This window comes from Clostridium sp. LS3 (assembly GCF_055330225.1).
In genome coordinates, this window is sequence record NZ_CM143921.1 from 1,924,717 (window position 1) to 1,946,299 (window position 21,583).

A 21,583-nucleotide genomic window follows, 5' to 3' on the forward strand; every position below is an offset into this window, starting at 1 on the left:
GGGTGAAAAGGGTATGAAAAAGAATTATGTAATTGGTTTATCAATTATTGGAGTTCTATTAATAATATTTGCATTTATAGATTTGCAGATCTCTAATGCAGTGTATAATCCAACAAGTAAGTTTGGGTTACTATTTGAAGCAATTGGTGAGTTTCCTGCAGCAGTTATTGCAACTTTTTGTACAGTAGGTTTAATGCTAACTAGAAATAAAGATAAATCAGTAAAATATATTTTAGGGACAATTGGCTATATTATTATTTTGTGTTTATTCTCATTTATGGCAGCAGCCTTACCAATAAAATATTTTAATGGACCTAAATTATTGATTCCTATACTTGCTATTTTATATATTGCAGCTTCTTACTTTATTTCTAAGAAATATTCTATTACTAATAGAGATGAATTACGAAATGCAGCTATTGTTGGTGTATTAACATTTGTATTTGTTATAATTTCTTTCAACTTAATTAAATTGGGATGGGGAAGAGAGCGTTATAGACATATGGTTTCTGAAGGGTCATTTGCAGGTTTTTCTAGATGGTTTATTCCTCAAGGAAAAGCAGCAAGTAATGAATTTATGTCATTCCCATCTGGACATAGTGCAAATGCAGCAATTATGATTTGGATTACATTAATACCTACTTTCGTTGCTAGGTTAAAGGATAAGAAAAAATGGTTTGTGGGTTTTGCAGCTTTATGGACAATAGTAGTTCCAATTAGCAGAGTTATAGTAGGAGCTCATTTTGCATCAGATGTTACAATGGGAGTTACGATAACGTTCACAATATTTACATTATTAAAAAATAAATATGTAAAAAACATGGGGGTAAAAAATGGAGAAGAAATCATGTCTACACAACTATATGATTAAAAAAAATATTATTAACTTTTGGCTTGTAAATGCAGTAATTAATGGAGTAATCTTTATTTTTCAAAGTTCTGATAAAGCAAAGATGTTTACAACTTCAGAAATTGCATTGGATTACATAATGTCTATTTTAATCTTAGGTATGGCTTGTTCTCTTACAGGATTCCCGATGATAAAAAAAGATATTGTGAAGGGTGTTGCACCAGAAATTGATTATAATAAAGAAGATCATATTATTGCTAAGTTTTTTCCAAAAAATAATTTTTTGAAGGCAGTAATATTAACAATCATAACTATTATTTTAATTATACCATTTTTCATAGGTATTCCTGCGGCCTTTGGCATGGAAAAGTTAAACTTTATTCAGGCACTTATTTTAAAAACTCTCGCAACTGGATTTGCTGGTGGACTTATTGGGTATTTTGTAATAGTACTTACACTAACTGAAAATAAGCTAGCTTTAAAAATATCATAAATGTAAAGGTTCTCTCTTTATTATAAAAAGTGAGAACCTTTATATTTTTTAATAGAATTATTAGATAATTTTATTTGGTAATGATTTAAATATGGAACAAATAGAAGTTTCCTTAAAATTTGGATAATAAATAAACAATACTTTATAAAAGTTAGTTATCTATTTTTATAGACATTTGTATTGTAAAATGTTAAAAAGAATATATAGGTTCTATTAAAATTTATACTATAGAAAGTATTTATTAAAAGTACGGAGTGATTTATATGGAAGAAAGATTACAAAAATACATGGCAAGATGCGGAGTAGCTTCAAGAAGAAAATGTGAAGAAATCATATTAGAAGGTAAAGTTAAAGTAAATGATAAAATTGTTACAGAGCTTGGAGTTAAAATAAATTATGAGATAGATAAAGTATTTTATAATGGAAAAATAATAACACCTGAAGAAAATAAAGTATATATAATGTTAAATAAACCTGAAGGATATATAACATCAGTTAAAGATGAAAAGGGAAGAAAAACTATACTAGATATAGTTAAAGTAGATGAAAGAATATATCCTATTGGAAGGCTTGATTATGATAGTTCAGGATTAATTCTTTTAACTAATGATGGAGATATTTATAATAAAATTATACATCCAAGAGTTGAAGTTCAAAAAAAGTATATAGCCTTATGCAGAGGTATATTCTCTAATGAAGAAATTAAAAGGTTTGAAAATGGAGTAGATATTGGGGGATATATTACAGCTGATGCAAAATTAAAGGTTATAGATAAAGAAAAAGGCAAAAGAACTAATGAACTTAACTCGTTAGTTGAAATAATAATTCATGAAGGTAAAAATAGACAAATAAGAAAAATGTGTTCAGCCTTAGGCCACGAGGTAATATCTTTAAAAAGAGTATCTATAGGTGATATAAAACTAGGTTATTTAAAAAGAGGTGAATGGAGAAATTTAACTAAAGAAGAGTTAAATTATATAAATTTATTATAAGAGGTGCATTTTATGTATAAGTACGTAGGAAATATAAGTGATTTATCACATTATATAATAAAAAATTTTATTACAAACAAAACAATAGCTGTAGATGCTACCTTAGGAAATGGTCATGACACAGACTTTCTAGCTAGTAAATTTAAATTTGTTTATAGCTTTGACATACAAAAAGAGGCCTGCGAAAATTATATACTAAAAAAAGTTAATAATGTAAAAGTTATAAATGATTCACATCATTTATTTAATAACTATATTAATGAAAATGTAGATTGTATAATGTATAATTTAGGCTTTTTACCAGGAGGAGATAAGAATATAACTACATTACATAATACTTCACTACAAAGCATACAAAAGGGACTTGATATTTTAAATAGTGGTGGAATAATGACAATATGTATTTACAGAGGTCATTATGAAGGTAAAGTTGAGGAATCTTGCATTTTAGAGTATCTAAAAAATTTACCTAAAAATCAATTTGGTGTTATGACTCAATCCTATCTAAATAGAGATGAAATCTCGCCTATGCTAGTAGTTATAGAAAAAAAGTAGAATTGACAACTTTATATTTTATTACAAGTTTTTATAATGAAAATATACTAAAATGAAATGAATATTGATGAATTATTCAAAAAGTGATAATATATAATTATTAGGTTGTTAAGTTTAATGAAAAGAAGGGATACGGATGGATAATAATCTTAATGATAACTCAAAGGATTTAATGCGATTAATACAATCAAGGTTCCCAAGATTAAGTAAAGGACAAAAGTTAATTGCAGAATACATTTTAAAAAATTATGATAAAGCTGCCTTTATGACTGCAGCTAAATTAGGAGTCTCTGTAGGTGTTTCAGAGTCAACAGTAGTTAGATTTGCTAACGAATTAGGTTTTTCTGGCTATCCTAAACTTCAAAAAGCATTGCAAGAGTTGATAAAAAATAAGCTTACAACAGTTCAAAGGTTAGAATTGTCAAATGATTATATAAGTGAAGGATATGCTCTTAAGGGTGTATTAAAAGCTGATATGGAAAATATAAGAGCAACTCTTGAAAAAATAAACTATAATACATTTGAAGATGTTGTAAATAAAATATTTGAAGCTAAAAGAATATATATAATAGGTCTTAGAAGTTCAACTGCATTAGCTGAATTTTTAGGATTTTATCTAAATATTATTTTACAAAATGTTAAAACTGTAGGATATGGAATTTCTGATATATTTGAGCAAATGATAAATGTAGGTGAAGGAGATTTAGTAGTAGGAATAGGATTCCCAAGATATGCATCTAGAACAATAGATGCACTTGAATTTGCACAAGATAGAGGTGCAGATGTAGTTGCAATTACAGATAGTCTTTTATCGCCTTTAGCTGCAAGAGCAGACTATTCATTGATAGCTCAAAGTAATATGGCATCTTTTGTTGACTCACTTGTAGCACCATTATCTGTTATTAATGCATTAATAATTGCTGTTGGTATGAGAGAAAAACAAAATATAACAGATGTATTTAGTAAGCTAGAACAAATATGGAAGGATTATAAAGTATATTCTTATAATAATAGAAATGTAGGGGAAGATTAATATTAAAAGTGTTAAGTTATGTTTATTAAACATTTCTTAGCACTTTTTAATTATCTAGTATGTTGAATTAAAGAAGTTAAGATGATATATTTATTAAGATAAAACAATGCATTAGGAGGATTACAATGAAAAAAGTAATAGTTATAGGAGCAGGACCAGCAGGAATGATGGCAGCTATAACAGCATCTAAAAGTAATAATAATGTTGTACTGTTAGAAGGAAATGAAAAGATAGGAAAAAAATTATTCATTACAGGTAAAGGAAGATGTAATGTTACAAATATAAAGGATATATCAGAGTTTTTTGAATATATACCAGGAAATCCTCATTTTTTATATAGTGCATTATATACATATACTAATGAAGATACAATGAATTTTTTTGAATCTCAGGGAATAAAGCTAAAAGCAGAACGTGGGGGGCGTGTATTTCCCTTATCTGATAAATCTTCTGATATCATAAAAGGTTTATCAAATGAATTAATCAAGAATAATGTAGAAGTAAAATTTAATAGTAAAGTTACAGATATAAAATTTAAAGATAATAAAATAGAATCTATAGAAATAAATAATATTCATAATATAAAAGGTGACTATTTTATTATTGCAACAGGTGGGGTTTCTTATCCTTTAACTGGTTCTACTGGGGATGGATTAAAGTTTTCTAAAAAGCTAGGACACAATATAGTAGATCTAAAACCATCGCTAGTTCCTATAGAGCTACAAGAGAATTGGATTAAAGACTTAGCAGGATTGACACTAAAAAATATAGGAATTTCTTTATTTAAGGAAAGTTCAAAAAAATCATTATATAAGGATCAAGGAGAAATGCTATTTACAAGCTATGGTGTATCTGGACCTCTTATACTTAAGGGATCAAGATATGTTATTGAGTCTAATAATTATCATATTATGTTAGATTTAAAACCTGCTTTATCCAATGAAGAGCTTGATAAAAGAATTCAAAAAGATTTTAAAAAATATATTAATAAAGATTTTAAAAATTCATTAGATGAACTACTTCCTAAAAAGATTATACCAATTATAATAGGTCTATCAAATATATCAGAGAATAAAAAGGTAAATGAGATTACAAAAGAAGAAAGAAAAAATCTAGTGAACTTAATTAAAGGAATAAAAATGAAAATAAAGGGGTTAAGACCTATAGAAGAAGCAATAGTGACATCAGGTGGAGTGGATACTTTGGAAATTGACCCTTCAACGATGAAATCTAAGATAATAAGCAACTTATCATTCGCTGGAGAAGTTATAGATGTTGATGCTTTTACTGGTGGATATAATGTTCAAATTGCATTATCTACAGGTTTTTTAGCTGGAAGTAATATATAAGTATACTTGTTAAATATAAATAATAATAATATAATTTATATGAGTATATGAAAATGTTTTTCAAATAGGAAAGGTGGAATATTATTTTGAGAATATCAGTCGCTATAGATGGACCAGCAGGGGCTGGGAAAAGTACAATTGCTAAGTTAGTTGCCAAAGAATTTAACTTAATGTATATAAATACAGGAGCAATGTATAGAGCTGTAGCCTTAGTTGCAAGAGAAAATAATATAGAGGATACAAATATTGAAGAGTTATGTAATTTAATAGATACTCTTGAAATGAAGTTTGAAAATGATGACTTAATACTTAATGGAGTTAATGTTCAAGAACAAATAACAATGCCAGAAATAAGTGCTATAGTATCTAAATATGCATCAATTCAAGAAGTAAGAAGCAAACTAGTTAAATTACAAAGAGATATGTCAAATAAATTTGATGTTATAATGGATGGAAGAGATATTGGTACGGTAGTACTAAAAGATTCTAAATTTAAATTTTTCTTAACTGCAACTCCAGAAGCTAGAGCTGAAAGAAGATATAAAGAGTTAAGTGAAAGAGGAGTAAGTGTTAATTTCTCTACTATATTAGAAGATATAATAAAAAGAGATTATATAGATAGTAATAGAGAAATAGATCCTCTAAAAAAAGCAGAAGATGCTACAGAAATTGATACAACAGGTTTATCAATTTCTGAGGTAACAGAAAAAATATGTTCAAATATTAAAAAAAATATTTAATTTAGATAATATAGTCTAAAGAATTAAAAATATAATATACTTAAAATATAATATGTAATTTTATACTTAGGAGAATTGATATGAGTAAAGTGTTATTAGCTGAAAGTGCAGGCTTCTGCTTTGGTGTTCAAAGAGCTGTAGAAGAAGCACTAAAAGTAAAGAAACAATATGATAAAAAAATTTATACATTAGGACCATTAATACATAATAATGATGTGGTTAAATATTTAGAAAAAAATGATATATATGCTATTGATTATAATGAAATTGATACATTAGAAAAAGGAGATGTAATTGTAATTAGATCTCACGGAGTATCAAAGGAAGTTATTAGTATTCTTGAAGAAAAAGGTTTTATAGTAGTAAATGCTACTTGTCCTTATGTTACTAACATTCATAAGAAGGTTAATAAATATTCAGATTTAGGATATAATATTGTTATATTAGGTGATGACAAGCATCCTGAAGTAGTTGGTATAAATGGATGGTGTAAGGATAGTGCTATAATAACTAAAGATGGTACTTTTGAAGAAAATCTGCCTAAAAAGATATGTGTTGTATCTCAAACTACAGAAAAAGAAGAAACTTGGAAGAAAACTTTAAGTAATTTATCTTCAAACTCAAAAGAATTATTAGCATTTAACACTATTTGTTCAGCGACTGAAGTAAGACAAAAAAGTGCTAACGAATTATCTAGAACTGTAGAGGTTATGATTGTAATTGGAGGAAGAAATAGTTCTAATACAACTAAACTTTATCAAATATCAAAAGCTAATTGCCCAAATACAATCCATGTTGAAAATGCTAAAGAACTTACAAAAGAGTTCATAGAGGAAAATAAGGGTAAAGTTGTTGGTGTAACTGCTGGAGCATCTACACCTGACTGGATAATAAGAGAAGTAATTGATATTATGGAGGGAAAAATTAATATGGAAGATCAATTAAAGCTAATGGAAGAAATGGACAGAAGATTTAGAATTGGGGATGAAATAAAGGGAGAAGTATTATCCATAGGAAGAGAAGAATTAACTATTTCTCTAGTCGGATATAAATCAGATGGGGTTATTCCATTTAAAGAATTAACTTCAGAAGAAAATTTAACTTCATCTCTTGATTCAATAAAAGTAGGAGATGAAATAGCAGCAAAAGTTATAAAGCTTAAAAATGAAGATGGAAACGTAGTTCTTTCAAGATTAGAATATGAAAAGAAAGAAACATTCATTGAGCTTGAAAAACTATTTAATGACAAAGAAACTTTCTCAGTTAAAATTAAAGATGCAAAAGAAAAAGGAGTAATTGGATATTATAAGGGAGTAAGAATCTTTATACCTGCATCTCAAGTAGATATAAGATTTTCAAATGATAGAAGCAACTTAATAGGTGAAGATTTAGAAGTAAGATTAATTGATTTTTCACTAGAAAACCCTTCAAAAATAGTTGCATCAAGAAGAATCATATTAGAAGAAGCAAATAAGATCAAAGAAGATGCTGCATGGGAAAATATAAGTGTTGGAGATATTGTTAAAGCTGAAATTAAAAGATTTACAAACTTTGGAGCTTTTGCTGATATAAATGGTGTAGATGGATTAATTCACTTATCACAAATATCATGGAGTCATGTAAAATCTGCAGAAAGTGTTCTTAAAAAGGGACAAATCGTTGATGTTAAAATAATAGAAGCTAATAGAGAAAATAATAGACTTTCTCTTAGCATAAAAGCTTTAACTCCAGAGCCATGGAGCAATATAGAGGAAAAATATCCAGAAGGATCTGCAGTTTTAGGAAGAGTAGTAAGAATTAGTAATTTTGGAGCTTTTGTAGAGTTAGAACCAGGAGTAGATGGGTTAGTTCATATTTCAAAAATAACTCACGATAGAATAAATAATCCTGGAGATGTTTTAAAAATAGGTGATGAAGTTAAGGCAATAATACTTTCAGTAGACACAGAAAATAAAAAGATTGCTCTTAGCATAAAGGATGCTGAATAAAGTAATATATATTTTAAGGCACACATATAATTTATATGTGTGTCTTTTTTACTCTTTAGAAAATTATATTTCTATATTTATTGTAGATAACTATTGTAAGATATTTAGTCATTAAAGTTATCTTCTAAAGAGTAAAAATATGAATATAGTGCGCGTGCAAGATTTTCCTCAGGCAAGCTTCAGAAATGCACATGCGCTAAAAAAAGTCGACGGCTCGACAAGCTCGCCTTAGCGGCTTTTTTACCTTTTTTAATATTTATTATCTTGACCATAATATTATGTAAGAAGTATACTAGTTATATAGAGAATAGAAGGGGTTTGCAATAATGCTAGAGAAATTGACATTAAATAATATGGAATCTTTTAAATTGTTGTATAATAAAAACTTGCAACAAATTAGTTATGATAAAGATTTTTTTAAATGTTATGATAATCAAAATTTTTTAATGAAATTTTTGTTTAGAAAATTTATGAGAATAATTAAATTAAATGATAGACCTATTGGCTATATATGGTATGAAGCTCCATTAGATAGATTTACTAGAGTATGGGCATTATACATCGATGCAGATTATACAAAATTAATTAATAAAAGAATTTTATCATATTTTGATAATAATATTTTATCTTACGAAGCAATAGATAATATAGAAAATTCATTAATATTAGATAAACTTGGTTTTAGGAAAATAAAATATACTATCCTTATGGAAATGAATATTGAAGACTATAGTAATAATGAAAAAATATATGACGTCTATAATAATATGATAAATATTTTAAATTCAAAGAAAACCTTTGATAATAATATATCTTTTTCAACAAGAAAGTTAGCAATAGGTAAAGATGAACAATTACGATGTAATATTCAAAATGAAATATTTGGTGAGTGGAATAGAAGGCCATTAACTGTTGAGGATATATATACAGATATGACACAAGATTACTTTTTGAAGGATTTATGTATATTAGGTATGATTAACAATTCATATATAGGATACGGACAAATAATATTTAATAGAGAAATGTTTACTATAGTTAACTTTGGAATAATAAATGAATTTAGGGGTATAGGGTTAGGTAAGCTATTATTACATGATATTATACTTTATGCAAAAAAAGCAGGAATAAAGAATTTATCAATAAGAGTAGATTGCAATAATATAAACGCTATAAACTTATATAAATGGATTGGTTTTAAAGAAAAATACAAAGTAGTAGTTTGGGAAAGAGAATAAAATAGTTAGATAAATAAAAAAGTGAACATATGTAAGTTTACTTATTCCGTCGCTCTGCTCCAAGTCAACGCAAACTTACATATGTCCACATTTAATAATTACTAAAAGCTTTATGTAATCACATTTTCAAAGTTCTAAACTTTTATACCTTCCTAAAAATTAAAAAACAGTAGGGTACCATGCTGAAGATGGATACACTATTCAACAAGCAGCGGATCAGACAAGTCTATATTTGAATCATAAAGATTTAAACATATGAAAAAAATTTGTTGAAATAAAAAAAGAGTAATTATTGCTCTTTTTTTATTTCAGCAAATTTCTATTTCTTTTTTTTCTATTAATAACAAATGCAGTCAATATTACTAGTACTGAACATAAATGAAGTAATGTCATTAAGTAATTTATACTAAATGTCTTAATGTAATCTACTAAAAATACTGATTCTACAATCAAATAAAAATAACCAATGCTTTTTGACAAACTTTTATGAGTATCATCACTCTTGGAAGCATGATTACTTTCAATTATTGCCACATATACATATAGTGAATAATATACTAACACATAGATAGACAAGCATGTGTGATATATTAGTTGCCCATTTTCACCCCATAGAAATTCCATCAAAACACCTCTTTATTTTGTAAAATTTTTCCTATTTATAATTGTACTACAAAAAATATTCTTTATGTGAAAAAAGGCATAATTATTTGTAACTACATTTTACAGCTCAGCAATCCACCAGAAGTTTTGTCTTGTCCACATTTCACCTTGGTAACTGTGAGGTGGGTATGGGTTAATTGGGTAGTTTGTAGATGAGTATATTCCAATCTTATTGCCTAGAAAAATCAATCATAATTAGAATATATAAATCAAGAATCATGATAACCCGTTTTACGAGTGGTCATGATTCTGATAGGATTTTATAGATGCATTGGAAAACATTACATTTTTACATTAATAGACATAATATTTATATTGTGATATTATGTAAATGAATACATTAAGAGGGGATGTATCTATGATGAAAATAGGGCTAAAAAAAATCAATAGAGCTATAATTGTAATGTTAAGCACAATTTTAATGATTAGTACTATACTAACAATTAATGTACAAGCAGCTACGGGGAATGGTGTAGTAAATGAAGCATCTAAACATATTGGAAAGTCTTATCAGTGGGGAGGGACAGGCCCTGATGCATTTGATTGTTCTGGATTTACACAATATGTATTTAATCAGGTAGGAGTTTATTTACCTAGAGTAACTACAGCTCAAGTAGGTTATGGAACTGAAATATCATATGCAAACCTTCAAGAAGGAGATTTAGTATTTTTTGATAATACTTATGATGGATCTAATCCAACTCATGTAGGAATTTATGTTGGAAATGGGACAATGATTCATTGTGGAGATAATGGTGTTGAATATAAAAACATATCATCTGGATATTGGAGAGATCATTATTCAACAGCAAGAAGATTATAATAATAATATACGAACGTAATTTTATTTTTTTCAGAGTAAAGAGAAGTCTTTGCTCTATTTTTATCAAAAAATTTACTATATATATCTATACATTTATTTATATATTTACACAGTTTTTATCCTCATAAATGTTATCTATTCTATTACATCAGTATTTTCATATAAAAACCAATATTAACTCCAAAAAAATTAGATAAACTTACAAACCCCTGAACTAAAAAACAAGAACTATTTATTTTCTCCCATAATTTTGTTATAATACATTAGGATTCATAAGAAAAGATGAGATGGAGGATTAGCATGGCAATTAATTATAATGAAGAAATTAAAGGTTTAAAATATTACATAGAGACATGGGGATGTCAAATGAATGAAGAGGATTCGGAAAAATTATCTGGTATGCTTAAAAGTGTTGGTTATACTAGAACTGATGTATTAGAAGAAGCTGGTATAATAATATATAACACTTGTTGTGTAAGAGAAAATGCTGAAAATAAGGTTTTTGGAAATTTAGGTGAACTAACACATCTAAAGAAAAAAAATCCTGATTTAATAATTGCAGTATGTGGATGTATGATGCAACAAGAGGGAATGGCAGATAAAATACTAAAAAAATTCAGACATGTTAATATTATATTTGGAACACATAATGCCTATAAATTTCCTGAATATTTAAATAGAGTTAGAACAGAAGGTGTTCAGGTTAAAGAAATATTTAATAAAGAAACAGATATAATAGAGGGAGTTCCAATAGATAGACAAAGTGATGTAAAAGCATTTGTTACTATAATGTATGGCTGTAATAATTTCTGTACTTATTGTATAGTGCCATATGTAAGAGGAAGAGAAAGAAGTAGAAAATCAGAAGACATAGTAAAAGAAATTGAAGATTTAGTTTCAAAGGGTTATAAAGAAATAACACTTTTAGGTCAAAATGTTAACTCTTATGGAAAAGGCTTAGAAGAAGATATTGACTTTGCAAAACTTCTAAGAAAGATAAATGAAATAGAAGGATTAGAAAGAGCAAGATTTATGACATCTCATCCAAAGGATTTAAATAAAGATGTTATTTTAGCTATAAAAGAATGTGATAAGTTATGTGAGCAAATTCACCTACCAGTACAAAGTGGATCTGATAAAATCCTAAAGAAAATGAATAGACACTATACTAAAGAATATTATTTAGAATTAGTTGATATGATAAAGAAAGAAATCCCAGGTGTATCATTAACAACAGATATAATAGTTGGATTCCCTGGAGAAACTGAAGAAGATTTCCTAGAAACTTTAGATTTAGTCGAAAGAGTAGGATATGACTCTGCATTTACATTTATTTATTCAAGAAGAAATAATACTCCTGCTGATATGATGTTAAATCAAGTTCCAGATGCAGATAAGCATCATAGATTTGACAGACTTATAAAAGCTGTAAATAATGGTGTTATACAAAGCAACAAAGCATATGAAGGAAAAGTAGTAGAAGTATTAGTTGAAGGTTTAAGTAAAAATGATGAAACTAAATTTACTGGAAGAACAAGAAATGGTAAATTAGTTAATTTCGCTGGCGAAAATATAAAAGCTGGAGATATAGTAAATGTTAAAATTACTAGAGCACAACCATTTTCACTTATAGGAGAAGTTCAATAAAACTTTTAAAGTTTATTTATGAAAAAAGAACCTATATAGTAGACTTGTATAAAAAGTCTATTTATATAGGTTCTTTTTTTATACTATGATATAAAATCAAAAAAGTTTTCATATAATACCAAGAATAATGATTTAGAAGGTAGAAGTTATATGAGGGTAAAGAAGTCTTTTTTTAGTTTAATATTTTGGATAGGTTTAGCTATATTATTTAATATATTTATATATTTTTCAATGGGAGTAGAGCCAGCAGTAGAATTTTTAGGTGGGTACATAATAGAGATGTCTCTTAGCTTAGATAACTTATTTTTATTTTTAATGGTATTTTCAACCTTTGCAATACCATTAGAGTACCAGGAAAGGGTTTTAAAATATGGAATAATAGGAGCCATGATATTAAGACTTGTTTTTATACTATTAGGTATACGTATAATAAATAAAGTTCATTTTATTGTATATATATTTGGTGTCCTTTTAATGCTTAGCGGTCTTAAAATGATATTTAGCAATGATAATAATATAGACTTTAATAAAAATCCATTAATAAAGATATTAAAAAAAGTAATGCCTATTCATGATAAATTAGAAGGTAATAATTTTTTTATAAGAAAAAATAGAAAACTTTATGCTACACCACTCTTTATTATTTTGATAATAATAGAGAGTTCAGATGTTATTTTTGCTTTAGATTCAATACCTGCAATTTTTTCTATAACTCAAAACCCATTTATAGTATACACATCTAATATTTTTGCTATAATCTGCTTAAGAAGCATGTATTATGTGCTTAATAGATTAAATAGCATGTTTAAATTTATGAAATATGGAGTAGCTTCAATATTAATGTTTACTGGATTAAAATTATTATTACTATTTTTCAATATACAGATATCAGTGTCACTATCAATATTAATAATATTAGTAATTCTATTATGTAGCATATTGTTTTCACTAATATTTTCAGAAAGCAAAGAAAATAATAATTTAAGAATTAGATGATTAGTAATAATAGTTTATCTTTTTAGTTAAAATCTATTGAAATTTTTCTGGTTTATTATTATAATAATAAAAAAATAGAATATTTAGAAAGATAATGATAAGGAAGAGTAATTTAACTAAACATTAAAGAGAACTAAAGTTAGGTGAGAGTTTAGTATGGTATGTTAAATGAAGCAGCCTTTGAATCTCGTATTGAAAAATAAGAACTTAAATTCTTAATTAGATATTGACGTATTTTCTCCCGTTATAGAGAATTGAATATTAAAATAATATTCAAGCTGAGTGAGTAAATTTTATTTACTTATTAGGGTGGTACCGCGAAACAATATCCTTCGTCCCTTTTTTGGGATGGAGGATTTATTTTTTTATATGGAGGTTTTTAACATGGAAGAAATTTTAGAAGTTTTAGAGAAAAATAGCAGGTATAAGGATGAAGATATTGCTTTAATGACTGGAAAAACTGTTGAAGAGGTTAGAGATGCAATAAGAGATTATGAAGAAAAGAATATAATTGCTGGATATACAACACTTATAAATTGGGAGAATACAGGTAAAGAAACAGTAACTGCATTAATAGAAGTTAAAATTACACCTCAAAGAGGAGTTGGATTTGATAAAGTTGCAGAGAGGATATATAGATTTAACCAAGTTAAAGCTTGCTACTTAATGTCTTCAGGAGGCTTTGATTTAACAGTAATAGTTGAAGGCAAAACAATGAAAGAAGTAGCTTTATTTGTGTCAGAAAAGTTAGCCGTACAAGAGTATGTAACAGGTACTGCAACTCATTTTGTATTAAAAAAATACAAAGATCATGGAACTATATTTAAAGAAAGAAAAACAGAAGATAGGGAGGCTATATTTATATGATTTTAGAAAATATGATATTAGATAATGTAAGAAATATGCCCCCGTCAGGCATAAGAAAATATTTTGATTTAATTAATGAAATGGAAGATGTTATTTCTTTGGGTGTAGGTGAACCAGATTTTATAACTCCATGGAATGTTATAGAGGCTGGAATTTATTCTCTAGAAAAAGGTCAAACTCATTACTCTTCCAATGCAGGGTTTATAGAACTTAGAGAAGAGATATCCAAATATTTAAATAGAAGATTTAATTTAAGCTATAATCCTAATACTGAAATATTAGTAACTGTTGGTGGTAGTGAAGGGATAGATTTGGCCTTAAGAGCTCTAGCAGGTCCAGGAGATGAAGTTATAATACCAGAGCCTAGCTTTGTAGCTTATAAAGGATGTGCTACATTTTGTGGAGCTACACCTAAAATAATAAATTTACGAGCAGAAGATGATTTTAAACTTACAGCTAAGCTTTTAGAAGAAGCTATAACTCCTAAAACGAAAGTCGTAATAATTCCATTTCCTAATAATCCAACTGGAGCTATAATGACAAAGGATGAATTAAAGGAAATTGTTGATGTATTAAAGGATAAAGATATAATAATACTTTCTGATGAGATATATGCAGAACTATCTTATGATAAAGATCATTATTCCATAGCTAGCTTTAGTGAGGTAAAAGATAAGACTTTAGTTATAAATGGTTTCTCAAAGGCATATGCTATGACTGGATGGAGACTAGGTTATGTATGTGGACATCCAATATTAATTGATGCGTTAAAAAAGATACACCAGTATGCAATAATGTGTTCACCTACAACAGCCCAGTATGCTGCTATTGAAGCGTTAAAAAATAGTGATGATAGTGTGAGAGAAATGGCAAGAGAATATAATAGAAGACGCCGTGTTCTTGTTGAGGGCTTTAGAGAAATGGGATTAGAATGTTTTGAGCCAATGGGAGCTTTATATGTCTTTCCTTGTATAAAATCAACTGGAATGAGTTCTGATGAATTTTGTGAAAAACTTTTAATGGAAGAAAAAGTTTTAGCAGTACCAGGAAATGCTTTTGGAGAATGTGGAGAGGGCTTTATAAGAGCTTGTTATGCATCTTCTATGGAGGATTTAGTAGAAGCAGTTAAGAGAATAAGAAGGTTTGTAATTAGAAATAGCAAAAATTCTTAATATAGTATTAATTCCTTTTAGGCATCTGAAAATAAATAATAAGTCAAAGATAGGAAGTATATTTTGGGTTAGACAAGGAAACAGGTTCCGCAGATAGTAGCACTATCTAAGGGTTCTGTTGACGCAGTATAACACAAAATAGACGAACATTCTGACTTATTTATTTTTTGAAGATGCCTTAACAAAGGAAAAAGGAGAGAGAAACTTGAATTTTAAAAATAAATATATACCAACTATTATAGTTTTAATAGTGATGGTGATAATGGCTACTGCAGAAGGTTTTATAAATATATTTGGAAATACTATAAAGTCAGAATTTCTATTAAACGATACAAGATATTCTTTAATGTTTACATTAGGCTCAATAGCTTATCTAATATCAAACTATATTGGTGGAATTCTATGCAATAAAATTGGTCAAAAAATATTATTAATTGCAGGATTATTTGGTGCAATATTAGGAAATATAATTTTGGCAACATCTGTAAATTTTAATATGTTTATTTTAGGATTTGTACTTATTCAATTCTTCTTAGGAATGATGGCAATAAGTATTAACACGATAATTCCTTTAATATGGATAACTGGTCAGGCTATTATAATGAATTTAACACACTTTGCTTATGGTGCTGGGTTATCAGTTACACAAAAGATTTCAGGGATACTATTATCTAATAATATAACATGGAGAAAAATATATGTAATATCAGCAATGATTACTTTATTAATTGCCCTTATAGTTATTATTACAAAGTTTCCTATTAATAAGGAAAGTGATATAGAAGAGAAAATATCATTAAAGCAAGTATTATCAAATAAAATTTGTTGGCTATTTATAATAGGCATAGGTTCTTATATATTTGCAGAACAAGCTACTGGAAGATGGTTACCTATTTATTTTAAGAACTCAAACTTAAGCTTAAATGATAACCATATATCCTCTATAATATCTTTATTTTTCCTTTTACTTACAATTGGAAGGTTAATAGGCGGATTTATTATAGAAAAAATAGGAATAATTAAAGGTGTTATTATTTTTTCCTTTATAGGTGGACTCTTATTTTTTATAGGATTAATTTTAAAAGAAAATGGATTATATTTAATACCGATTTCAGGATTCTTTTTTTCTATAATTTTTCCAACCACAGTTATTATTATAGGAAAAATATTTAAAGTTAATTCATCATATATAGTTGGCTCTATAATAAGTTTTGCAGGAATAGTAAATACTTTAATAAATTTAACAACAGGAATCTTATCAGATGTTATTGGAATATCTCTAGGAATATTTATTATTCCTCTATGTTTACTTACAACATTTATTAGCATATTATTAGTAAATTTAGATACAAAAGATAAAGATATTAAAACAAGCTAAAAATATATAATAAATTAAGTTAAAAAGTTTAATAGAAAAATTTTCTTCATTTAAAATTTTATATTCTTCATATAATAATAATGTGAATATATAAGTAAAAAGGAGGTACAAAAGATGATTAAGAAATTAGCTACACTATTTATTTTATCAGCAACAATTATAAGTTTTTCAAATTTTAATTACGTGCAAGCTGATGAGGTGAAAAATAAGGCAAATGCTTTAAGAGTATCTAATGATTATATTGCCGATTTAGGTAAGGAAAAGTTTGATGACTTTTGGACTCCCGAAAATGAAGGTTACCTTAATGCATCACAAAAAGAAAGATTGAATGAATTAAAAGAAAAAGCTGCTAAAGGTGATTTACTATCTGGATTAGAAAAAACAGAACTTAAAAATATGAAAGTAGATGTAATAAAAATTAAACTAGGTGATGCTAAGTTTCAGGAATTAGAAAAACTAATAAAGAAAAGAGAAGGCTCTTTAGAGCTTACTAAAGAAGAAAGAGCTAGATTATATGAGTTAGATAAAGAAGCTACAGGTAAGAAATGATAATTTAATATTCACAAGGATGGAAAAGCATTAAATCTTATTTTAATGCTTTTTCTTTAAAAAAATATTAGAAAAGTCAAGTAAATAATGGTAGAATTATAAAGACCTATAATTTATAGTTTAATATTTGCGTTGGAAGGGATGTTTAATATGGAAAGATATAAGGAAGATTTTATAGAATTTATGGTAGAAAGTAATGTATTAAAATTTGGCAGCTTTATTACTAAAAGCGGAAGAAATACACCTTTCTTTATTAATACTGGTAACTATACAACTGGAGAGCAATTGAAAAAATTAGGAGAATTTTATGCAAAAGCTATATATAATAACTTCGGAAGCGATTTAGATGTGTTATTTGGACCAGCTTATAAAGGTATTCCATTAACAGTAACTACTGCAATATCTCTTAATGACTTATATAACTTAAATGTTGAATATTGTTCAAATAGAAAAGAAGTTAAAGATCATGGTGAAGGAGGCATACTTTTAGGTGGATCTCTTAAGGAGGATAAAAGAGTAGTAATAGTGGAAGATGTTATGACTGCTGGAACATCTATCTATGAAACCGTGCCAATATTAAAGTCTCAAGGTAATTTAGATATAAAAGGTCTTATTATTTCTGTAGATAGAATGGAAAGAGGAAAATCTGATAAATCAGCACAAGAAGAAATAAAAGAAGTTTTCGGAATAGTTACATACCCTATAGTTACAATGAAAGAAGTAGTAAATTACTTATATAATAGAGAAGTTAATGGTAAAATATACATAGATGACAATATGAAAAATGCAATAGAAGATTATTACAAGAAATATGGAGTTAATTATAATAACTAATAAAAGGCTAGCTATAAAAAGCTAGCCTTTTTAATTAGTCTATAGGAAATTATATTTTTAAAATGCGCGAAAAAAAGTTGACGGTTCAGTAAGCTTGCCTTGGCAACTTTTTTATAATGAAGTATTTATAGTAAGAAATTTTAAAATTTCAAAAGTTAAAGCGGTTATTTCTTTTTTACTAAACCCATCAAAATCATGTCCTCCAGAATCTAAACTTAAAAACTTAGATTTAACATCTAATTCTTGAAGTTTGTTATATAAATCTAGCGAATTTTTATATGGAACTAGTTCATCATTTTTGCTATGTATTATTAAGGTGTTTGGAGAGTCTTTAGTAGCATAATTAATAGGGCTATATAATTCTTTAAAGAGAGAAGTATTTTTTATTTTTGAAATTTCATCTTTAAATTCATCTTCTACTAATGAGAAATCTAGTGTAGATAATTCAGTTGGACCAAACACATCAATAACATATTTAACTTTAGCTGGATAAGATGATAGCTCTTTATCACCAATAAAGTCATCCTCGTTTGAATAAGCTGCTAACAAAGATAAATGTGCTCCAGAAGATATTCCAATTAAGCCAATTTCATCAGTATCAAAATTATATTTATCAGCATTTTTATAAACCCATCTTATAGCATCTTTTACATCACTTATAGGATTAGAAATAGGGGTATCCTCTTTAAGTAGTTCATAAGATAGGCTTATTATGTTAAATCCTCTTTTATTAAATCCTTCTACAACAGGATCTAATCCTATTGGTATTCCATTATCACCATATAGCCAGCTTCCACCGTGAACATAAATAATAACTGGTGAAGGTTTATCATTTTTATTTGATTTATATATATCTAGAAACACATCGTTCGATAAACTATCCTTATATCTTAAACCCTCAATATCCATTGAAGTAGAGCAATAATAATCAGTTAGCTCACTTAATGTTTCTATACTTTTATTAGAAGTTTTTAATTCATGAAGTATATCTACTGTCAGTATAAGTGCCCCTTTGAAGTAAAAAGCAATTAGTATGCATGTTATTATAAGTGTTACTATGGGTAATGCTATAAATTTTAAAATTTTCTTCAAAAGATCAACTCCTTATTTTTAAGCTATTAGTATTATAGACAATAAATGAAAATTATAATTTAAAATATGATTATAATTTGTAATTTTTATGAATATATTGTATTAAAACTATTAACTTAAAATAAACAGGAGGGAGTTGCTTTAAATAGCAGCGTGATTTAATAAATGGTAGGTAATTTTGCTGAAGAACAAGATATTTTTAAAGTATCTAATTTGGATTATATAGGAGAGTTAATTTTAAATTGTTCATATACAGAAAATAATTTATTAGTTAACAATTGTGATGAAGATTATTTAATGTCTATACTTGAAAATATATTATCTAATTTAATGTTTAATAAAAAACAAGTATTAATTATATCTAATAATTATATTGATAAAATAAAGAAAATTGATCTTATAAATAACCTAGGAACAGAAGTAATTGATTTAGTAGAAGAAAATATTAAACATAGTTTAAAAGAAGAAATATTAAATTTACCAGAATCAACTGGTAAGACAGCTATAAATAAGGTAGAACTATTATCTAGAAGCATAGATAGAAAAATAAATGATTTGCTAAGTATAATAAGATTTTTTTCTATAGAAAAAGAAAATTCTTTATCAATGGTAGAAAAATACTCAATTACTAATAAAAAATTAGATAAGTATGATCCTATTTTTAAATACTACAAAATATATAGAATAAAGAAACCTTTAGAAAATTATAGCTATAATGAAATAACTGATTCTGCAAATAGAATTTTAAACTCAGATGTAGTTAGAAAATACATAAAATATAGGCGATTTATAGATAATAATATATTTAAAACTTTAAATAATTCAACAGATTATAATAAATTGAGTTTAGCAATATATAAAATTGATGAATTGATCAAAGATAATGTTTTTAAAGTGCCTTTTATTTATTCTCAATACACTGAGGATTTTATAGAAACATTTTTAGGCAATCCTTCTATGAATGATATGGATATAAGTAATCTAGTTAATATAGTAAATTTTAAATATAATTGTAATTTATTAAGTCACAAAAAACAAAGAGGAGTTTTAAGTATATTTAATAAAAAAAGGAACAATACTATATATGAAAAAAATTTAAATGAATTTTTAAATATCAAAGAAGAAATAACAAAAGAATACAGTGATAATTTTAAAATTTTAAAACTATATATTGAAAATATTAATTTTTTAAAAGATATACTAAATAATGAAACTTATGAGGAGCTATTATCTAAATTAGTCCAAGGAGATAATATAGAGAGTCAGTTAATTTTATATAGGAAAATAATCAATATATCATACAATATAAAGGATACTATTAGCTATATTAATACTATAAGAAAAATAGATAGAGATATATTAGATTACTGCTATGCAAATATAGAAGATAAAAAAGAATTAAATGATATTATTTTAAGTATTCCTAAATTAAAGCTTTATTTAGAAATAGAAGATGAGGAAACTACAAACCTTGATATTTTAGATAAATATAAAGATTTTGATAAATTAATTCATGATATAGAAGATGATTTAATCACAAAAAATAATTTAATATTAAATTCTATTAATTGCGTATGGAATAATATATTACGGGAAAAATTGCATGTTTCAATAAATACAATAGAAAAAATTGATTTTACAAACAAAGAACTATATAAAAATTTATTTCCTTGTGTAATCACTAATTTAGATAATTTAAATCTTTTTAAAAAAGATATAAATACTTTAGGTTTTGATAAGATAATACTAGTAGATGACTTAACTAACTCTTATATTAATAATTTAATTGATATTCATAAATTTGATAACAATATAATAATATTATCTAGGAATAAGATCATAGGCTTAAATTCATTAGGTTTTAATAGTTTTGATATAGTTGAAATTAAGCAGTCATTAGTTAATAGGGACTATAGAAATAATCCTATAGTAAATTATATATACAAATATTTAGAGCGCTTAGGATATCTAGTTGAATACAATGTATCCATAGATATATTTAGAATTCCTCTTGCAGTTAAAAATAGAAAATTAAATATACTTGTATTAATTGAAATTGATGGAGAAATTATAGGAGGAAGTTCAAGTTGCTCATTAAAGGATATTTATTTAAATGGTTATTTAAGAAGTAAAAATATAAAACTCTATCGTATATGGAGTAGAGATTGGTGGCTAGATAAATCTAAGGAGTTAACTAATTTAGTTAGTTATTTAGATAAAATTGTAGCTATACATTGACATTATTAAGATTATAAATTATAATGTTGTAGGAAAATTAAATAAGACAGTTCGTAAACCTCCTGTCTATAAATAAAACTACGGTA

20 protein-coding genes and 1 other annotated feature are annotated in these 21,583 nt (G+C 26.5%); of the genes, 18 read left to right on the top strand and 2 right to left on the bottom strand.

The features are described from left to right. The first annotated feature begins 13 nt into the window (after positions 1–13). From ACZJV1_RS08905 to ACZJV1_RS08945, 9 genes are all read left to right on the top strand, one after another. A complete protein-coding gene (locus ACZJV1_RS08905; protein WP_463652097.1) occupies positions 14–871 on the top strand; it encodes a phosphatase PAP2 family protein in 858 nt (285 codons plus the stop codon). Continuing rightward, positions 834–1,343: a hypothetical protein gene (locus ACZJV1_RS08910; RefSeq protein WP_463652098.1), complete on the top strand. Its 510-nt coding sequence runs from the start codon at positions 834–836 to the stop codon at positions 1,341–1,343. The genes ACZJV1_RS08905 and ACZJV1_RS08910 overlap by 38 nt, the downstream gene beginning before the upstream one ends. Positions 1,344–1,606: 263 nt before the next feature. Beyond that, a complete protein-coding gene (locus ACZJV1_RS08915; protein ID WP_463652099.1) occupies positions 1,607–2,335 on the top strand; it encodes a pseudouridine synthase in 729 nt (242 codons plus the stop codon). Between the two features lie 12 nt (positions 2,336–2,347). Next, positions 2,348–2,890 carry a tRNA 5-(aminomethyl)-2-thiouridylate-methyltransferase MnmM gene (gene mnmM / locus ACZJV1_RS08920; RefSeq protein WP_463652100.1) on the top strand — a complete coding sequence of 181 codons (543 nt, stop codon included), beginning with the start codon at positions 2,348–2,350 and terminating at the stop codon, positions 2,888–2,890. Between the two features lie 136 nt (positions 2,891–3,026). After that, positions 3,027–3,923, top strand: a complete 897-nt coding sequence (locus ACZJV1_RS08925; protein ID WP_411167626.1) for a MurR/RpiR family transcriptional regulator — start codon at positions 3,027–3,029, stop codon at positions 3,921–3,923. Between the two features lie 125 nt (positions 3,924–4,048). Further along, complete coding sequence (locus tag ACZJV1_RS08930) at positions 4,049–5,272, top strand: BaiN/RdsA family NAD(P)/FAD-dependent oxidoreductase (RefSeq protein WP_463652101.1); 1,224 nt, start codon at positions 4,049–4,051, stop codon at positions 5,270–5,272. A gap of 86 nt (positions 5,273–5,358) precedes the next feature. Continuing rightward, the gene (gene cmk, locus ACZJV1_RS08935; RefSeq protein ID WP_463652102.1) at positions 5,359–6,012 is read left to right on the top strand and encodes a (d)CMP kinase; all 654 of its coding nucleotides are present in this window, start codon (positions 5,359–5,361) and stop codon (positions 6,010–6,012) included. Positions 6,013–6,092: 80 nt separating this feature from the next. Beyond that, entirely contained in the window at positions 6,093–8,000 is a 1,908-nt protein-coding gene (locus tag ACZJV1_RS08940) for a bifunctional 4-hydroxy-3-methylbut-2-enyl diphosphate reductase/30S ribosomal protein S1 (RefSeq protein WP_463652103.1), read from the top strand. A 326-nt stretch (positions 8,001–8,326) separates the two neighbouring features. Next, the gene (locus ACZJV1_RS08945; RefSeq protein WP_463652104.1) at positions 8,327–9,238 is read left to right on the top strand and encodes a GNAT family N-acetyltransferase; all 912 of its coding nucleotides are present in this window, start codon (positions 8,327–8,329) and stop codon (positions 9,236–9,238) included. A 303-nt stretch (positions 9,239–9,541) separates the two neighbouring features. Here the strand turns inward: ACZJV1_RS08945 and ACZJV1_RS08950 are convergent, their stop codons facing one another. Further along, a complete protein-coding gene (locus ACZJV1_RS08950) occupies positions 9,542–9,862 on the bottom strand; it encodes a hypothetical protein (protein ID WP_463652105.1) in 321 nt (106 codons plus the stop codon). Positions 9,863–10,259: 397 nt separating this feature from the next. Here ACZJV1_RS08950 and ACZJV1_RS08955 point away from each other — a divergent pair, with 397 nt between their 5' ends. From ACZJV1_RS08955 to pyrE, 8 genes are all read left to right on the top strand, one after another. Then, the gene (locus ACZJV1_RS08955; RefSeq protein ID WP_463652106.1) at positions 10,260–10,724 is read left to right on the top strand and encodes a C40 family peptidase; all 465 of its coding nucleotides are present in this window, start codon (positions 10,260–10,262) and stop codon (positions 10,722–10,724) included. Between the two features lie 300 nt (positions 10,725–11,024). Continuing rightward, a complete protein-coding gene (gene miaB, locus ACZJV1_RS08960) occupies positions 11,025–12,371 on the top strand; it encodes a tRNA (N6-isopentenyl adenosine(37)-C2)-methylthiotransferase MiaB (RefSeq protein ID WP_463652107.1) in 1,347 nt (448 codons plus the stop codon). 150 nt (positions 12,372–12,521) lie between these two features. Next, positions 12,522–13,367, top strand: coding sequence for a TerC/Alx family metal homeostasis membrane protein (locus ACZJV1_RS08965; RefSeq protein WP_463652108.1), 846 nt, complete (start codon positions 12,522–12,524; stop codon positions 13,365–13,367). An 85-nt stretch (positions 13,368–13,452) separates the two neighbouring features. Then, positions 13,453–13,710 (top strand) — a binding site (T-box leader). Positions 13,711–13,751: 41 nt separating this feature from the next. Next, the gene (locus ACZJV1_RS08970; protein WP_411167638.1) at positions 13,752–14,234 is read left to right on the top strand and encodes an Lrp/AsnC family transcriptional regulator; all 483 of its coding nucleotides are present in this window, start codon (positions 13,752–13,754) and stop codon (positions 14,232–14,234) included. Then, entirely contained in the window at positions 14,231–15,406 is a 1,176-nt protein-coding gene (locus ACZJV1_RS08975; RefSeq protein WP_463652109.1) for an aminotransferase class I/II-fold pyridoxal phosphate-dependent enzyme, read from the top strand. The genes ACZJV1_RS08970 and ACZJV1_RS08975 overlap by 4 nt, the downstream gene beginning before the upstream one ends. Positions 15,407–15,611: 205 nt before the next feature. Next, on the top strand, positions 15,612–16,784 hold the full coding sequence (locus ACZJV1_RS08980) for an MFS transporter (RefSeq protein ID WP_463652110.1): 1,173 nt from the start codon (positions 15,612–15,614) through the stop codon (positions 16,782–16,784). Between the two features lie 114 nt (positions 16,785–16,898). Next, positions 16,899–17,333 (top strand): hypothetical protein, encoded by a 435-nt coding sequence (locus ACZJV1_RS08985; RefSeq protein WP_463652111.1) that lies wholly within the window; start codon positions 16,899–16,901, stop codon positions 17,331–17,333. Positions 17,334–17,483: 150 nt separating this feature from the next. Next, positions 17,484–18,167, top strand: coding sequence for an orotate phosphoribosyltransferase (gene pyrE / locus ACZJV1_RS08990; protein ID WP_463652112.1), 684 nt, complete (start codon positions 17,484–17,486; stop codon positions 18,165–18,167). 111 nt (positions 18,168–18,278) lie between these two features. Here the strand turns inward: pyrE and ACZJV1_RS08995 are convergent, their stop codons facing one another. Then, the gene (locus ACZJV1_RS08995; protein ID WP_460288656.1) at positions 18,279–19,259 is read right to left on the bottom strand and encodes an alpha/beta hydrolase fold domain-containing protein; all 981 of its coding nucleotides are present in this window, start codon (positions 19,257–19,259) and stop codon (positions 18,279–18,281) included. A gap of 165 nt (positions 19,260–19,424) precedes the next feature. Here ACZJV1_RS08995 and ACZJV1_RS09000 point away from each other — a divergent pair, with 165 nt between their 5' ends. Beyond that, complete coding sequence (locus ACZJV1_RS09000; RefSeq protein ID WP_463652113.1) at positions 19,425–21,497, top strand: hypothetical protein; 2,073 nt, start codon at positions 19,425–19,427, stop codon at positions 21,495–21,497. Positions 21,498–21,583: the final 86 nt, after the last annotated feature.

Bases quoted from the DNA above. Each gene is read 5' to 3' on its own strand.
- ACZJV1_RS08905 (WP_463652097.1), top strand. From the start codon at position 14: ATGAAAAAGAATTATGTAATTGGTTTATCAATTATTGGAGTTCTATTA.
- ACZJV1_RS09000 (WP_463652113.1), top strand. From the start codon at position 19,425: ATGGTAGGTAATTTTGCTGAAGAACAAGATATTTTTAAAGTATCTAAT.
- miaB (WP_463652107.1), top strand. From the start codon at position 11,025: ATGGCAATTAATTATAATGAAGAAATTAAAGGTTTAAAATATTACATA.
- ACZJV1_RS08975 (WP_463652109.1), top strand. From the start codon at position 14,231: ATGATTTTAGAAAATATGATATTAGATAATGTAAGAAATATGCCCCCG.
- ACZJV1_RS08925 (WP_411167626.1), top strand. From the start codon at position 3,027: ATGGATAATAATCTTAATGATAACTCAAAGGATTTAATGCGATTAATA.
- ACZJV1_RS08915 (WP_463652099.1), top strand. From the start codon at position 1,607: ATGGAAGAAAGATTACAAAAATACATGGCAAGATGCGGAGTAGCTTCA.
- ACZJV1_RS08970 (WP_411167638.1), top strand. From the start codon at position 13,752: ATGGAAGAAATTTTAGAAGTTTTAGAGAAAAATAGCAGGTATAAGGAT.
- ACZJV1_RS08955 (WP_463652106.1), top strand. From the start codon at position 10,260: ATGATGAAAATAGGGCTAAAAAAAATCAATAGAGCTATAATTGTAATG.
- ACZJV1_RS08965 (WP_463652108.1), top strand. From the start codon at position 12,522: ATGAGGGTAAAGAAGTCTTTTTTTAGTTTAATATTTTGGATAGGTTTA.
- mnmM (WP_463652100.1), top strand. From the start codon at position 2,348: ATGTATAAGTACGTAGGAAATATAAGTGATTTATCACATTATATAATA.
- ACZJV1_RS08950 (WP_463652105.1), bottom strand. From the start codon at position 9,862: ATGGAATTTCTATGGGGTGAAAATGGGCAACTAATATATCACACATGC.
- ACZJV1_RS08940 (WP_463652103.1), top strand. From the start codon at position 6,093: ATGAGTAAAGTGTTATTAGCTGAAAGTGCAGGCTTCTGCTTTGGTGTT.
- ACZJV1_RS08910 (WP_463652098.1), top strand. From the start codon at position 834: ATGGAGAAGAAATCATGTCTACACAACTATATGATTAAAAAAAATATT.
- pyrE (WP_463652112.1), top strand. From the start codon at position 17,484: ATGGAAAGATATAAGGAAGATTTTATAGAATTTATGGTAGAAAGTAAT.
- ACZJV1_RS08930 (WP_463652101.1), top strand. From the start codon at position 4,049: ATGAAAAAAGTAATAGTTATAGGAGCAGGACCAGCAGGAATGATGGCA.
- ACZJV1_RS08945 (WP_463652104.1), top strand. From the start codon at position 8,327: ATGCTAGAGAAATTGACATTAAATAATATGGAATCTTTTAAATTGTTG.
- ACZJV1_RS08985 (WP_463652111.1), top strand. From the start codon at position 16,899: ATGATTAAGAAATTAGCTACACTATTTATTTTATCAGCAACAATTATA.